Source organism: Tunturiibacter gelidiferens, from assembly GCF_014201335.1.
Lineage (GTDB): Bacteria > Acidobacteriota > Terriglobia > Terriglobales > Acidobacteriaceae > Edaphobacter > Edaphobacter lichenicola_E.
On the sequence record NZ_JACHEB010000005.1, the window covers coordinates 223,339 to 238,313 of the forward strand.

Annotated in this window: 10 protein-coding genes; 5 read left to right on the plus strand and 5 right to left on the minus strand. The window is 59.3% G+C overall.

Annotated features, from left to right (window positions below; genetic code table 11):
* Positions 1-4 precede the first annotated feature (4 nt).
* Together fdhF and HDF14_RS12230 are read right to left on the minus strand one after the other, a co-directional pair.
* Entirely contained in the window at positions 5-3,031 is a 3,027-nt protein-coding gene (fdhF, locus tag HDF14_RS12225) for a formate dehydrogenase subunit alpha (RefSeq protein WP_183977003.1), read from the minus strand.
* A 189-nt stretch (positions 3,032-3,220) separates the two neighbouring features.
* Positions 3,221-4,609 (minus strand): CCA tRNA nucleotidyltransferase, encoded by a 1,389-nt coding sequence (locus HDF14_RS12230; protein ID WP_183977005.1) that lies wholly within the window; start codon positions 4,607-4,609, stop codon positions 3,221-3,223.
* 21 nt (positions 4,610-4,630) lie between these two features.
* Here HDF14_RS12230 and tsaD point away from each other — a divergent pair, with 21 nt between their 5' ends.
* The 4 genes from tsaD to HDF14_RS12250 all read left to right on the plus strand — a co-directional run bounded on the left by tsaD (position 4,631) and on the right by HDF14_RS12250 (position 9,866).
* The gene (gene tsaD, locus HDF14_RS12235) at positions 4,631-5,857 is read left to right on the plus strand and encodes a tRNA (adenosine(37)-N6)-threonylcarbamoyltransferase complex transferase subunit TsaD (protein WP_260698214.1); all 1,227 of its coding nucleotides are present in this window, start codon (positions 4,631-4,633) and stop codon (positions 5,855-5,857) included.
* A gap of 110 nt (positions 5,858-5,967) precedes the next feature.
* Positions 5,968-7,449, plus strand: a complete 1,482-nt coding sequence (cysS, locus tag HDF14_RS12240) for a cysteine--tRNA ligase (protein ID WP_183977007.1) — start codon at positions 5,968-5,970, stop codon at positions 7,447-7,449.
* A 19-nt stretch (positions 7,450-7,468) separates the two neighbouring features.
* On the plus strand, positions 7,469-8,218 hold the full coding sequence (locus HDF14_RS12245; RefSeq protein ID WP_183977009.1) for a hypothetical protein: 750 nt from the start codon (positions 7,469-7,471) through the stop codon (positions 8,216-8,218).
* A 31-nt stretch (positions 8,219-8,249) separates the two neighbouring features.
* Positions 8,250-9,866, plus strand: a complete 1,617-nt coding sequence (locus HDF14_RS12250; protein WP_183977011.1) for a formate--tetrahydrofolate ligase — start codon at positions 8,250-8,252, stop codon at positions 9,864-9,866.
* 86 nt (positions 9,867-9,952) lie between these two features.
* Here the strand turns inward: HDF14_RS12250 and HDF14_RS12255 are convergent, their stop codons facing one another.
* Positions 9,953-10,957, minus strand: coding sequence for an EamA family transporter (locus HDF14_RS12255; RefSeq protein ID WP_260698215.1), 1,005 nt, complete (start codon positions 10,955-10,957; stop codon positions 9,953-9,955).
* Between the two features lie 26 nt (positions 10,958-10,983).
* Between HDF14_RS12255 and HDF14_RS12260 the strand changes: the two genes are divergently transcribed.
* Positions 10,984-11,694 carry a hypothetical protein gene (locus tag HDF14_RS12260; RefSeq protein ID WP_183977013.1) on the plus strand — a complete coding sequence of 237 codons (711 nt, stop codon included), beginning with the start codon at positions 10,984-10,986 and terminating at the stop codon, positions 11,692-11,694.
* A 17-nt stretch (positions 11,695-11,711) separates the two neighbouring features.
* On the opposite strand, the gene HDF14_RS12265 is transcribed toward HDF14_RS12260, so the two are convergent.
* On the minus strand, positions 11,712-14,375 hold the full coding sequence (locus HDF14_RS12265) for an ABC transporter permease (RefSeq protein WP_183977015.1): 2,664 nt from the start codon (positions 14,373-14,375) through the stop codon (positions 11,712-11,714).
* Entirely contained in the window at positions 14,372-14,713 is a 342-nt protein-coding gene (locus HDF14_RS12270) for a PadR family transcriptional regulator (protein WP_183977017.1), read from the minus strand. The genes HDF14_RS12265 and HDF14_RS12270 overlap by 4 nt, the downstream gene beginning before the upstream one ends.
* Between the last annotated feature and the right edge of the window lie 262 nt (positions 14,714-14,975).

The following is a 14,975-nucleotide window of genomic DNA, read 5'->3' on the forward strand; positions in this document are numbered from 1 at the left end:
AAAACTAAACAGTAGTGGAAGTTATCTGAACGAGTTTGTCGGCCGCAGCGGTTCCCGGCAGGTGATAATCCTTGCGCGCCCACTTGCGCTCAATCTCGAGACCAGGCTGCGGCGTACGCGTGCCATAGCGGAAGTTCCTGCGCGGCAGCGGATTCTCACCCTGCTCCGGCAACACCGTCATGCTCACCGCGGTCTCTTTGAACGCAGGCGTGTGCGTCTGGCGATCTGTAAAGCTGCTCGTCAGCTTGTTCACCGGTTCTTCGACTGAGTTCAGCGTCATATAGAGTTGCTTGCCCGTCACCCGCTCCGACACCAGCACCTGCACTCTGACCTTGCCATGCGGCGAGGTCACCTGCACATACCGGCCCGTGGTGACACCGCGCTCCGCTGCCAACTCTGGCGACACCTCAATCCAACTATTCGGCGTGATCTCTTTGATCCCTGGCGTGCGCAAGGTCATGCTGCCTTGCTCGAAGTGCTCCAGCAGACGGCCGTTGTTGAGATGCAGATCGTAGATAGAGCTGGTCTCCTCTGAAGGCGGAATGTATTCGATCGGAAAGAATCGAGCCTTACCATCAGGAAAGGGAAAGCCCTCGGTAAACAGCAAAGGCGTGTCTGTCCCGTCAGCATGTACAGGCCACTGCAGGCTGTCGAAGCCTTCCAGTCGCGAGTAGCTCACCCCAGCGAACAGTGGAGTCAGTCGCGCCACCTCATCCATGATTTCGGAAGGATGTTTGTAGTTCCAGTTCCCACCCATCCGATTTGCGATCAACTGAATAATCTCCCAGTCGGCCTTCGATTCCCCTAACGGCTCCATCGCCTTATTGATACGTTGAATGCGGCGCTCCGTGCTGGTGAAGGTCCCGTCTTTCTCAAGCGAAGCCGCTGCAGGCAACACTAGATCGGCATAGCGGCAGGTCTCGGAGAAGTTGATATCCTGCACGATAAAAAACTCAAGTTTCTCCAGCGCGCTGGCAACATAGTTGGCATTCGAGTCAGAGGTAATCGTGTCCTCGCCCTTGATATACAGCGCCTTGAGCGTCCCAGCCAGAATCGCCTCGATCATCTGGTGATTGTCTTTGCCCGTGGTGGTCGGCAGCGTGACACCCCAGTCGGCCTCGAACTTTGCAACAACATCCGGATCGTCCACCTTCTGATAGCCGCTGAACACGTTCGGCATCGATCCGTAGTCGCTCGCTCCCTGCACGTTGTTGTGGCCGCGTAGAGGGTAAGCACCAGCACCCGGCCGCATGTAATTGCCGGTCACCAGCAATAAATTCGAGAGTGCAGTAGCGGTATCCGACCCGCCACAGTGCTGCGTCACGCCCATCGCAAACAGAATGCAGGTACCATCCGCCTCCGCAATCTCATGCGCGACCGTCGTCAGCGTTGCCGCGGGAACACCGGTGATCTTTTCGGCAAACTCCAGCGTGAACGGTTCAAGCGATTTCTTGAACTCGTCAAAGTGGTTCACCCACTTATTGACGAAGTCCATCTTCGCGAGACCGCTGTCGATGATGTATTTCGAGATCGCGCATATCCACACCGCATCGGTCGAAGGGTTCGGACGGAAGAAGATATCGGCGCGCTCGGCCATCTCATGTTTGCGAAGGTCGGCAACGATCAGCCGCTGTCCACGATGCTTGTGCGAACGCTTGACCCGGGTGCACAGCACGGGATGGTTCTCCGCAGGATTCGCTCCCACAATCAACACCAGCCCAGCTTTCTCGATATCCGCAATCGATCCTGAGTCGCCACCATAGCCGACCGTGCGCTGCAGCCCCATCGTCGCCGGATTCTGGCAGTACCGAGCGCAGTTATCGACATTATTGGTCCCGATCACCGCACGCGCCAGCTTCTGCATCACGAAGCTCTCTTCGTTGGTGCACTTCGAAGAGGCAATAAACCCCAGCGCATCCGGCCCATGATCGTTCTTAATGCGTTTGAAGGTGTGCTCGATGATGTCGAGCGCTTCACTCCATTCGATTTCGCGGAAACTCTCGCCATCGCGCAGCAGCGGCTTGACCAACCTGTCGTCCGAATTAATGTGTCCCCATGCGAATTTGCCCTTCACGCACGTAGAAATCCCATTCGCAGGCCCATGCGTCGGTTCGATCTTCAGAATGTGACGCTCCTTGGTCCAGACCTCGAAGCTGCATCCCACCGCGCAATAAGTACAAACGGTCTTGGTGCGCTTCGTCCGCTCGTTGCGCATCTCCGACTCCATCTCGGAGAGCGAAAGAATCGGCCCATACCCAATCGGTGGCTCGATACCCTTCACAACTTCAATCATGTTGTTCAGCGTTACAGCTGGCAGGTCCGTCATGTAACCTGCCTCACCCAGCATCGACTTCTCCATCAGCGCATTGCACGGACACACCGTCACGCAGTGACCGCAAGAGACACAGCTCGAACCCTCGATCTGCGTCCCGCCATCCCACAGCACGCGCGGATGGTCACTCTCCCAGTCAATCGACAGCGTCTCATTCACCTGCACGTTCTGACACGACTCCACGCACCGGCCACAAAGAATGCACTGATCCGGATCGTAGCGATAGAACGGATTCGACATGTCCTTCTCATACGGCTTGTGCTTGAACTCTCGGTGCTGGTGCTTCACATCGAGGACTGCCGTCGTATTGTGGATCGTGCAGTTCTGATTGTTGTTGTCGCACACCGTGCAGTACAGCATATGGTTCTCGAGGATGCGATCGAACGCTTCACGCTGCGCAATATCAACCGCTTCACCAAGGGTCTCGACCTTCATCCCCCCAGACACTCTGGCCGAACACGCTCGAACCAACTCGCCATTCACCTTCACCATGCAGGTGTCGCAGCTCTCAATGGGCCCCATCTGCTTTACATAGCAAACCTGCGGCACAGGTTTCTGCGCATCTACGGCGGTGCGCCGATTCAGCAGATCGATCAGCAGCTCCCCGGAGCGACCAGGCACCTGTAGTCCATCAATCGTCAAGTGTGTATTCGGGGTGAACTCGGCAGGGGTATTCAGCAGTGATTTCGTAGTAGCCACAGGCCCTCTAAGATGCAAAGCGGAATAGCGGCGATGCTCCGTCTGACCACTCCGTCTCTTTCAACACTACACCCGAATTCGCGATGACAAATTCATGACACAAACACATCCAGCAAACGCTCCTGTCGCATCCAAACTGGCTCGGCTGCGACCTCTCAGGTGCCGCCAGACAACTTATTGACTGAGATCCTAAGCATCACGCGGCTCACCCCATTGTGCCTTCACGACCGCCAACCCACCTTCGGTCGTAGTAACCAAACCCTCGAGTTGCGCGTCCTCGGCCGCCTCCAGCATCTCTTTGAACTGCGGGCTCGGCCGATATCCCGCAGCAATCAAATCCCGGCCCGTCACCAGCAGCTTCGGCCGCATCTCCTCCACCGGCGCTGCCTCGTATCGTTCCTTCGCAAACTCGTACAGCTTCAAATCCCCATGCGCCGACATGCAATCCATCCAGTGCAGCGCAAGGTGTTCGTCAAACTTCGGCAGCCGCAGAAACCGCTTCAGCGTCGACTCCTTCATCTGCAGAATGTCGCCGAAGCGCATATGGTTCTTCACCAGCGCAACGATCTGTTCGGTCTCCTCATTCGAAAAACGCAGCCGTCCAAGAATAGTCTCCGCCATGCGCACTCCGACCTCCACGTGCCCATCGAAGCGGATGCGATCTCCCGGCTTCTTCGGATCTGGCGGCCGAAACGTAGCCGGTTTGCCGATATCATGCAGCAGCGCTCCCCAGGCCAGCGCAGCCGACGCGCCAGGCTTCAGCTTCTCCAGCAGCAGCAGCGTGTGCACCCATACATCGCCCTCCGGATGAAACTGCGGCGGCTGCTCCACGCCATGCATCTTCACGGCCTCGGGCAGGATATGCTGCAACAATCCCAGCTCATACAGCATCTCGAACGCTCGCCGCGCGTGTCCTTCCGTCAACATCAACGTCAGTTCATCGCGAATCCGTTCAAGGCTAACCTGCGTAATCTCCGTCGCAAGCGCCTTAATCGCCGCACTCGTTTGGACGTCGACCTCGAACTCCAACCGAGCCGCGAACCGCACCGCCCGCAGCATCCGCAGCTTGTCTTCGGTAAAACGATCCTTCGCCACGCCGATCGTCCGAACCAAATGATGCGTCAGATCCTCGCGTCCGCCAACAAAGTCGAGAATCGCCGCTTCATGTGAGTCCGCCAACGGATCGAACAGCATTCCATTGATCGTGAAGTCACGCCGCTGCACATCTTCGCGCGGATCGGTTGAAAACCTCACCGCATCCGGCCGTCTCCCGTCGCTGTACGCTCCATCATGGCGAAAAGTAGCTACCTCAGTAGCGATCTCGCCGCCGTCTTTCTCCGGCGTACAAACCAGCACCACCCCAAAGTGCGCCCCCACCGAGTACGTCTTCGCGAACATCCCCATCACAACATCCGGCGTCGCGCTCGTCGCTACATCGAAGTCCTTCGCCTCCACCCCCAGCAACAGATCGCGCACACATCCGCCCGCGAAGTAAGCCTTGTATCCCGCGGCACGCACCGCCACCACGATCTCTCGCGCTGCCTTGTACCTCGAATTGTCCTTCCACGAATCCTTCATGCCTTCCCCTATGATAGAGAGATGCCCGAAAGCCCCCATAGCGGCTCAATGAATGGCTCAAAGACCGGCCAAGCGAGCGGCCTAATCCTCGGAATCGAAAGCTCCTGCGACGAAACCGCAGCCGCCGTCGTCCGCGCCGGCACCGAAGCCCTCTCCAACGTCGTCGCCTCGCAGATGTCACTCCACGCCAACTACGGCGGTGTCGTTCCCGAACTCGCCTCCCGCGAACACCTCCGCAACATCGTCCCAGTCGTCCGCGAGGCAATGGCCCACGCAAACGTAACCTTCGCCGACCTCGACGCCGTAGCCGTAACCGAAGGCCCAGGCCTAGCCGGCGCCCTTCTGGTGGGAATCACTTACGCAAAGGCCCTCACCCTCGGCCTCGACAAGCCCCTCATCTCCGTCAACCACCTCGAAGGCCATATCCACGCCGTCCTCATGGAGACGCGAGAGAGCTCCGAATCTCCCTTACCAACGCCTCTTCTAGCGCTCGTCGTCTCAGGCGGCCACACGCACCTCTATCTAGCAAACCACCAGCAGGGAAGCGAAACCTGGACCTACCGCAACGTTGGCCGCACGGTCGACGACGCCGCCGGTGAGGCCTACGACAAGGTCGCCAAGCTCCTCGGCCTAGGCTACCCGGGCGGACCGTGGATCGACGCGCTCGCCCCCCACGGCAACCCCCGCGCCGTCCCCTTCACTTTCGCCGAGATCAAACACCGCGCTCCTCGCCCCGGGATCACCAACAAGAAAGCCCTCGCAAACACCGAAGGCCCCCACTTCGACTTCTCCTTCAGCGGCATCAAAACCGCTGTTCTTCGCTACGTCGAAACCCACAATATGCGCGACAGCATCGAATCCCGACGCGCCGCCCTCGCCGCCGATCCCACCCTCACGCCCAAGTCCGAAGCCGTAACTAGACTCTGCGATCAGCAGACCCTCGACCTCATCGCCTCCTTCCAGTACGCCGTCGTCGGAAATCTCCAGCGCCAAACCTTCGCCGCCGCCGAAGCCCTCGACGCTCGCAGCATCGTCGTCTCTGGCGGGGTCGCCGCCAACCGCGAGCTACGCCGTCGCCTCCAGGCCGAGGCCGACCGCCGCAACCTCCCCATCGCCTTCCCCTCGCTCGCTCTCTCAACCGATAACGCAGCCATGATCGCCGCCGCAGCATGGCCCAAGCTCCTCGCTCAAAACTTCGCCTCGGACGACCTCGGAGCGACTCCTCAACTCCGCCTCGGCCAGCAGTAACCCCAACTGGCACAATTTGCCCCGAGATATCAGCTAAAATCATCAGGGAACCTCAAGCGAGAGCAGTCTGCACCGCGCCACGCGCCGGCTGCGGCAGGATACTAGAGCACGTGGCAACCATAGAACTCTTCAACACCCTCGGCGGAAAGATAGAAACCCTCTCCCCCGTCGACCAAAAAGCTCTGCGAATGTACTGCTGCGGCCCCACCGTCTACGACTACGGCCATATCGGCAACTTCCGCACCTTTCTCCACGTCGACGTCCTCCGCCGCGTCATCCGCCAGCAGGGCATCCCCGTCCAACACGTCATGAACATCACCGACGTCGACGACAAGATCATCCGCAATGCCGGCGCTGCAGGCGTCCCCATCGCCCAGTACACCGAAAAGTTTGAGCGCGCCTTTTTTGAAGACCTCGACGCCCTCGCCATCGAGCGCCCCGAGTACATCTCCCACGCCACCGCGTGCATTCCTGACATGGTCTCGCTCATAGAGCAGCTCGCCGCCAAGGACATCGCCTACAAGGCCGAAGACGGCTCGTGGTACTTCCGCATCGCTCGCTTCCCCGAGTATGGCAAGCTCTCCAAAAAGGACTTTGACGGCATCGAAGACGGCGCCCGCGTCGACATCGATGAGTACGAGAAGGACGCCGCCCGCGACTTCGCCCTCTGGAAGGCTGTAAAACCCGGCGAACAGTCCTGGGACACCACGTTAGGCACCGGCCGCCCCGGCTGGCACATTGAGTGCTCGGCCATGGCCACCAAGTTTCTCGGGGACGACATCGACCTCCACGCCGGCGGCGAAGACCTCATGTTCCCGCACCACGAGAACGAGATCGCCCAGTCTGAATCGGCCTCCGGAAAACCCTTCGTCCGCCACTGGATGCACGTCCGCTTTCTGCTCGTCGAAGGCAAGAAGATGTCGAAGTCCGAGGGCAACTTCTACACCCTTCGCGATCTGCTCCTCAAAGGCTACCGCGCGTCTGCCATTCGCTTCCTGCTCATCTCCGTGCCCTACCGCCACCAGATGAACTTCACCTTCGACAGCCTCATCGAATCCACCAACGCCATCGACCGCCTGCGCACTTTCCACCAGCGCATGTTGAAGGGCGGCTTCCCCCACGGATGCGATCAGGCTCTCTCGCTGCTCACAGGCGAGGCGAGGATGGCGTACACCATCGCACTCGCGAACGACCTCAATACGGCAGAAGCGCGCGCCGCCATCTTCGATCTCGTTCGCGCCGCCAACACTGCAGCCGATACTGGAATGCTACGCAGCGAAAACGTGACAGAGATCATCGGCGTGCTCCAGCTCTTCGACGGTGTCTTTGCCGTCCTTGAAGACCGTGACGCTGCCATCACCCGCGCCGCGCTCGCCTGGGCTGAAGCAGAAGGCCGCCTCGACGAAGCCGCGCCCGAACTAGTCGCCACGCTCTCCTTCTCCGACGCCGACATCGACGCCCTCGTCGCCGAACGTACTCAAGCCAAAAAGACCCGCAACTTCGCCCGCGCCGACGCCATCCGCAACGACCTGCTTCAAAAGGGCATCTTAATCGAAGACTCAAAAGATGGCGTCCGCTGGAAGAGAAAATAAGTTTGTCGGAGTGGAATAGATGACCTTCGCACCCCGCACTCTCGTCACGACGTTCGTTCTCGCGGCCCTGTCCCTCATCGCAGCCGCGCAAACGCCCGCTCCCAACACCACCGGCTGGGAGAGTGAAGCTCTCAAACTCCGACTCTTCTATCCCTCCGACCTCGTCAAGGGCGATCCCGAAAAAATCCTTCACGATGGCCATCTCACTCTCTTCAACGTCGACAACCCAAAGCTCGCCGCCGAGACTCACTGCCTGCGTCCCGCGCTCCTGCTCGAACTTCCACAGTCGGGCCCAGCGCAAACCACTGAGACTCAGCCCGCCGAAGACGGCGCTACTCGCGTCACCGTCAAGCCAGCCGTCACGGCATCGATCCTCTTAGCCGAACTCGACATCGACTGCCTCAACGCCGAGCACGAAAGCAGCAGCACCACACTTCTCTCCGACCTCGCCGAGATCGTCATCAAGGTTCCCGGCATGAAGTCCATCGCGCAGCCGGCCTGGTATAACGTCGGCTGGCAGAAGGTTCACATGGCCGCTTCACAGGGTCAGGCGCAGCCCCCGCAACCCCCAGACTCTAAAAATCCCGCCGTCCCCCAGTCGCTCTACGCGATGGGCATCTCCACCAACTGGAACAGTCATCTTCTCGTCTGGTACTTTTCTTCGAACAACATTGACACGCTCAATCGCATCACCAAAACTACAGTCCGCTTCGGTCGCGCCGAAGCTGCGCCGCTCTACCCGCTCGCCATGGGCACCGCGGCCCCATAGCTTCCTCTAACCGTAACCACCGCTGAGGCCCATGACCAAAGATCTTCTTCCCATCGAAGCCATCGTCGAAAAACTCGCCCTGCCCGAAAAGTACGTCGAACGCCTCGGCCGCTACGGCGCCAAACTCACACTCGACTTCCTCGACGACCTCGCCTTCCCCGTACGCGGCAAGCTCATCCTAGTCACGGCAACCACGCCCACTCTCTCCGGCGAAGGCAAAACCGTCACCTCAATCGGCCTCGTCCAGGGTCTCGAAAAGATCGGCAAGAAAGCCATCATCACCTCGCGCGAGCCCTCACTCGGCCCCGTCTTCGGCATGAAGGGCGGAGCGGCAGGCGGCGGCCGCTCGCAGGTCGAGCCTGCAGAAAAAATCAATCTCCACTTCCACGGTGACTTCCACGCCATCACCTCCGCGCACAACCTTCTGGCCGCGCTCATCGACTCACATCTCTTCCACGGAAACGAACTCGACCTTGACCCCGAAGCCGTCACCTGGCCCCGCGCACTCGACATGAACGACCGTGCCCTTCGCCACATCATCGTGCAGGCCGGCGGCAAACGCGTCGGAGCCAATCGCCACACCGGCTTCCTCATCACCGCCGCCAGCGAGATCATGGCCATCATGACCCTCGCCTCCGGCCGCGAAGACCTCCGCAAGCGTCTCGCCCGCATCGTCATCGGCCAGACCCGTGCAGGCAAACCTGTCCTCGCAAAAGACCTCAAAGCCACTGGCCCCATGATGGCACTCCTGAGCGAAGCCATCCTGCCGAACCTCGTTCAAACCACCGAAGGAACACCCGCGCTGGTCCACTGCGGCCCCTTCGCCAACATCGCTCACGGCACCAGCTCTGTCATCTCGCAGCAGATGGGCCTCCGCCTCGCAGACTACGTCGTCAACGAGACTGGCTTCGCCTCCGACCTCGGCTTCGAAAAATACCTCGACATCGTAATGCCATCCTCCGGCATCAAGCCCTCTGCCGCAGTCCTCGTCACCACGGTCCAATCCGTTCGCAACCAGGGCGCAGGCGATCTCGAAGCGGGCTTCGAAAATCTGAAAAAACACATCGCCATCGTGCGCGGGTTCAACCTTCCCGCCATCGTTGCCATCAACCGCTTCCCCAAAGACACCGACGAAGAGTTGAAGTTCCTCAAGAAATACTGTGAAGCCCAGGGTGCAGCCTTCGCGCTCTCCGAAGCTTTTGTCAAAGGCGGAGCAGGCGCTGCCGCACTCGCGGAAAAAGTTGTCAGCGTCATCGCCGCCAACCCCAACGTCGCACCCACCAGCACCTACACCTCAAGCGCATCTTCGCTGGAAAAGATCACCGCCGTCGCGCAAAAAGTTTACGGCGCGGCCAACGTCGAACTCACGCCTCAAGCGGAAGAAAAACTCGCGCGCTTCACAAAATGGGGCTACGGCGAACTCCCCGTCTGCATCGCCAAGACGCAGTACTCTCTCACCGACGACCCCAAGCTGATGGGCGCGCCCACCGGCTGGACCCTCCACATCACCGACGTCGTTCTTTCCGCAGGCGCAGGTTTTCTCGTCGTCATCTCCGGCTCCATGATGCTCATGCCCGGCTTGCCCAAAGCATCCCGCGCGATGGATATCGACGTCGATGCAGCAGGCGAAATCACAGGCATGTCCTAAGCAACGAGAAGAAGGGTATACAAGTCACGAAGTGACCGCCTCACGCGCAGTGAGCCCGTCCGGCAGGACACGCCTTCAACAAAAAACTAAGCCTCCAGCCCAGCTGCAACATCTTCATCCACCACCGTCGGCGCCCCAGTCTTCATCTTCGAGCTGGTCACCAAGAACACCGCCACCAGAATCGCAGCCATACCGATGTACTCCACAACAACAAAACGCTCCTTCAGAAAAATCACCCCAAGAATTACAGCAATGACCGGATTCACATACGCATAGGTCGCCACCTTCGACACTGCCACATGATTCAGCAGATAAACGTAAGCACTGTACGTCAGAATCGATCCGAAGGTGACCAGATACAGCGTGGACGCCCAAGCCTGAAATCCCCATTGTGCCCCGTGATAACCCTTCGTCGCAAGCATCATCAACACATTGAACACACCGCCAAACAGCATCTCCCACCCCGCAACCACAAACCCTCCCAGCCGAAACGTCGACCGCCGCGAGATCACGGACGCGCTCGTCCAGCACAGTGCCCCGCCCAGCAACACCGCTGCCGCGATAATCTGCCGCGAGTCACCGCGCAGCCCCTCCCGCAGCCCAGGCCATAACAGAAATACAAGTCCGGCGAACCCCATGCAAACGCCGATCCAACCCTTCACTCGCAGTCCCTCTCCTCTGGGCAAAAAAATCTCTATCAAAGCCGCATACAACGGAATCACCGCCACGATCAGCGCCGCCAACCCGGTCGGCAGATACTGTTCCGACCAGATCACCGACGTGTTTCCGCACCCGAGCATCAGAACCCCAATCACCACCAGCCGTACCACCTCCTGACGGCTTGGCCACACCTTCATCCGCAGTAACGCTGCCCCAGCCAGCATCAGCACGCCCGCCATCAAAAATCGCGAACTCCCCAGCACAAACGGCGGCAGCACCTCCACCCCATACCGCATCGCCAGATACGTAGATCCCCAGAAGAGATAAACGCACGCAAACGACAGAAAAATCCGTGTGCGGTTTGGCGCTGATTGTGCGGGCATTCCACCATGGTAACGCGCCTCTGCCAAGGCTTCCGCGCCTGCATTCAACGCCCTCCCGGTGCTACGATAAGGAGATGGTGCTTCGTCCTGCGGCCTTACTTGTCCTTCTTTTCGTCTGTGTCTCGGCGTTCTCTCAAACTCCCGACCAGTCCTCCGCCCAGACCAATCCCAATCTTCCGCGAAGCTTCCACGACCCGGATCTGAACATCACCTACTTCTATCCAGGCCGCTTCGAACCCGACCCTGCCAGCGTCACCCAGAACACCGGTCCGGCCTCCACCAGCTCTACCACCACCGCGACGCCGAAGTGTGCCCGCTCCACCTTCTTCGCCAACGCAGTTACTCCGGCCGATACCTCCTCCTTCGTGCTCTCCACCATCGACAACACCTGTCCTAACGTCCTCCGCGGCGCCACCACGCTCGGCCCGTTCATCCGCGAGCAGATCATCCGCCAGCTCAAGCAATACGGTGAGCCCACTGTCACCCAGGAAGCTACCCGTTACACCATCGACGGCCACCCCGCCGCCATCGTTCTCGCTTCAGTTCCCATGCCACAGGCACCCGGCAAAATCCCCCAGACGACCTACGCCGCCAAGGCCTGCTTCCTCGGCAACGTTCCCGTCAAAGCAAAGAAGAAGTCCGACCCCGTCGACCCAACGCGCCACGTTCTCTGCTTCGACTTCACCACACTGCACAGCGACCTCTACCATCTTCTCTTCGCGTTCAGTCTTCAGTTCGACAACGACACTCCCCAGCCCATCGTCCCCGGCAGCGTCATCCGCTAGCACCGGGAACGATTCGCCTACTCCTCGCGAAGGAGCATGAGTGGATCGGTGGACAGCGCACGCCGCGCCGGAACCCAGCCGGCCAGCAGGCCGAGCAGTAACATCGTCAGCAAGACCCCGCCAAGCACAATCGGATCCCATGGCGTAGCTTGAGACACAAGAAACGCCAACACCTTCCCCGCAGCCAAACCCAAAAGCAATCCTACCCCTGAACCAATCGCCAGCAGTTTGCCTGCCCGTCCCAACGCTGTCTGTAGTAGCTCTCGCCGCTGTGCTCCCAGCGCAATGCGAATCCCGAACTCTCGCAGCCGCTTGCTTACCGAGTAGGAAGCCATGCCGAAGATCCCAACTACCGAGAGCATCGCGCCCATCACGCCCAACACACCTAGTGAGATCGTCGCCATACGTGGGCCAAACAAGAATGCGTCCAGCGCCTTGAACCGCGTTTGAATGTAAACCGGCAGCCCTGAATCCAGATCCCGCAGCGTGCTCCTTATTGCCGGCCCCAACTGATCCGGATCGCGGCTCGACCGCACGACGAGATAGGCCGAGTTGGATGGCCATTGCAGGATCGGAAGAAACATCACGGGCTGCGGATCTTCGGTGAGGCTTCCATACTTTCCGTCTTCCGCAATCCCCACTATCTGGATGCGCGTTCCATCCGGCATCTTGAAGTACGCGCCCATGGCTTTCGCTACCGAACCGAAGATCTTCCGCGCAAACTCTCGATTCACTACCGCAACACGCGGCTTGTCCTTGTCCTCCTGCCACGTGAAGGATCTTCCAGACACCAGCGCCGTGCCCGCCGCCTGAAAGTATTCAGGAGAGACCTTGAACATCATGGCATCCGTTGCAGCGTTCGACGGACTCAGATTCGATGTGTTGTCGGTGAAGACATTCGAGCCGGGTTGGACATCACCCAACGGAACCTGATCGGCCAATCCCACAGTCTCGACACCCGGAATCGCCGCAACAGCATCGATCATGCGTTTCTGCATAGGCGGCGCTTTGTCGCCAAGGTAGCCCGCCATATTCAGATCTGTCTCTACCAGCATGGTGTTTTGCAACTCGAAGCCGAAGTTGTTGTGCAGCGAACGCGCCAATCCGCGGACCGCAACAATGGAAGAGGTGACCAACACGGCGCAGATTGCAATTTGCACCACGAGCAGCACATCCTGGAAAGTCATCCGCAGCCCAAACCTGCCACGCTTTGTCTCGGCCACGCTGCCCTTCATCACCTCGTACGGATTGGTGTGGAGCACCTGCCTCACCGGAACCGCCCCGAACAAGAGCCCGCTTGCTAAAGCCAGCAGCAAAGCGACCGCATATACCTTCGCATCCGGGTTCACCGACATATGAAGGGGCCATCGAGAGATCGGCTGCCACACGCTCAAAGCGTGCAACAGCACCACGCTGCCCGCCAGCCCAACTGCCCCGCCCATGAGCGAAATGAGTAACGCTTCGGTAAAAAGCCCACGCAGAATCCGTTTGCGACTCGACCCAAGCGCGAGCCGTAAAGCAACTTCCCGCGATCGGTCCGCCGCGCGCGCGGCAAACAGGCTGCCCAGGTTGGCGCACGCCGCGAGCAGAATCAGTCCCGCCAATAGCATCAGCCCCGTCATAAATGTCCGCACCGGTCGGCCAATATAGTCGCCATACAGGCTCGGACGCGCCAGCTTAAAGCTCATCTTGGGATCGTCTTTGGGATAGGCCTTCTCGAGATAAGCTCCAACCGAATTCAAATCGGCAATTGCCTGCGCTGGAGTAACTCCTGCCTTCAGATGTCCTAACGTCATGAAGACCCAACGGTCTCCGCGCGCGTTCATGTCACTCACATCGATCCATTGATGGTCCACGATCGGCACAAAAAAATCCGGATTGAAAAACATCAGCGTGCCGTGGAACTCAGGCGGCGCCACCCCAATGATCGTGAACGGATGTTTGTTCAGTCTCACAACCCGGCCAAGCACAGCGGGATCGTCCTGAAAATGCGTGTGCCAGAAAGCATGCGTCAGCACGATATACGGTGCGCTGTTCGGGCCATGTTCATCGGAGCTATGGAAGACCCGACCCAGATACGGCTGCAGACCCAACGCATCGAAGTAGTTTCCGCTGGCCTCCTCCACCCACGCGCGTGATGGATCGCTACCCGTGTCCAACCCCGCCTGGGTAACGTTATAAGCAATCAGGCTCTCAAACGTGTGGTTGCGGTCGCGCAGATCGAGATAGTCCGGATAAGACGTCGCCATATCGTTACTGGACAGGCGCCACAGCCCATAGAGACTCTCGGCGTGTGGCACATTCAACGGGCGCAGAATGAACGCATTCAACACTCCAAAGACCACCGAATTCGCGCCAATGGCAAACGCCAGCGTCAGCACCGCGACCACAGTAAAGCCCGGCTTCTTCGCCATCCCGCGCAAACAGAAGCGCACGTCCTGAAGAAAGCTCTCGCCGAAGTGCACTCCAAGAGCTTCGCGCGACTCCTCTTTGAACCGCTGATAGCCCCCAAACTCGATGCGCGCACGCCTCTCAGCTTCAGCACGCGACAGCCCCGAACGCACAAGATCATCAGCGCGATGTTCAATGTGCGAACGAAGCTCCTCCTCCATGTCGCGGTCGATCGCATTGCGATGGAAGAGAGATGAGGCAAAGGAGCGAAGAGAGTCGAAGAGTCTCATGATTCCTCCGGTTGCACAGCGAGTGCGTTCGCAATAGCCGTCGCGAGCCGATTCCAACTGGCCGTTTCTTCCCGCAGCCGTTTCTGGCCCGTGGCCGTCAACTCGTAAAACTTCGCGCGCCGGTTGTTCTCCGACGTGCCCCAGTCTGCTTTCAGCAACCCCTGCCGCAGCAGCCGAAACAAACCCGGATACAGCGCCCCTTGTTCAATCAGCAGAGCGCCGCCAGAGATCTGCTCAATGCGCAAAAGCACACCGTACCCATGCAACGGCCCGAGAGACACCGCACGCAGAATAAGAAGATCGAGGGTGCCGGGAAGAAGTTGAGCCTGAACGGACAAGTCGCCCCCTAAGATGATTAGGAGACTAGACCCACTCCCCTAAGCTGTCAAGGAGAGTTTTCAAGAGCGTTTTCGTCAGCCAGCCAGGCCGCAGCGTGAAATCGCCAGTGTCCTGGCGTTGTCTCGATAAGGTATACTCACCGCCAAAGGCAGAATCCCAATGAAATCGCTGTCATCCACAGCCCGGACAAGCCGCAACGCTGGCTCCCAGTGCCGCTCCATGCGACACCAGATGCCGCGTCGGCACCTCCGCGTTCTGCCC

What these genes read in the sequence shown, in the direction of transcription:
- tsaD (WP_260698214.1), top strand. Translation starts at nt 4,631, where the DNA reads ATGCCCGAAAGCCCCCATAGCGGCTCAATGAATGGCTCAAAGACCGGC.
- HDF14_RS12250 (WP_183977011.1), top strand. Translation starts at nt 8,250, where the DNA reads ATGACCAAAGATCTTCTTCCCATCGAAGCCATCGTCGAAAAACTCGCC.
- HDF14_RS12265 (WP_183977015.1), bottom strand. Translation starts at nt 14,375, where the DNA reads ATGAGACTCTTCGACTCTCTTCGCTCCTTTGCCTCATCTCTCTTCCAT.
- HDF14_RS12245 (WP_183977009.1), top strand. Translation starts at nt 7,469, where the DNA reads ATGACCTTCGCACCCCGCACTCTCGTCACGACGTTCGTTCTCGCGGCC.
- HDF14_RS12230 (WP_183977005.1), bottom strand. Translation starts at nt 4,609, where the DNA reads ATGAAGGATTCGTGGAAGGACAATTCGAGGTACAAGGCAGCGCGAGAG.
- HDF14_RS12260 (WP_183977013.1), top strand. Translation starts at nt 10,984, where the DNA reads ATGGTGCTTCGTCCTGCGGCCTTACTTGTCCTTCTTTTCGTCTGTGTC.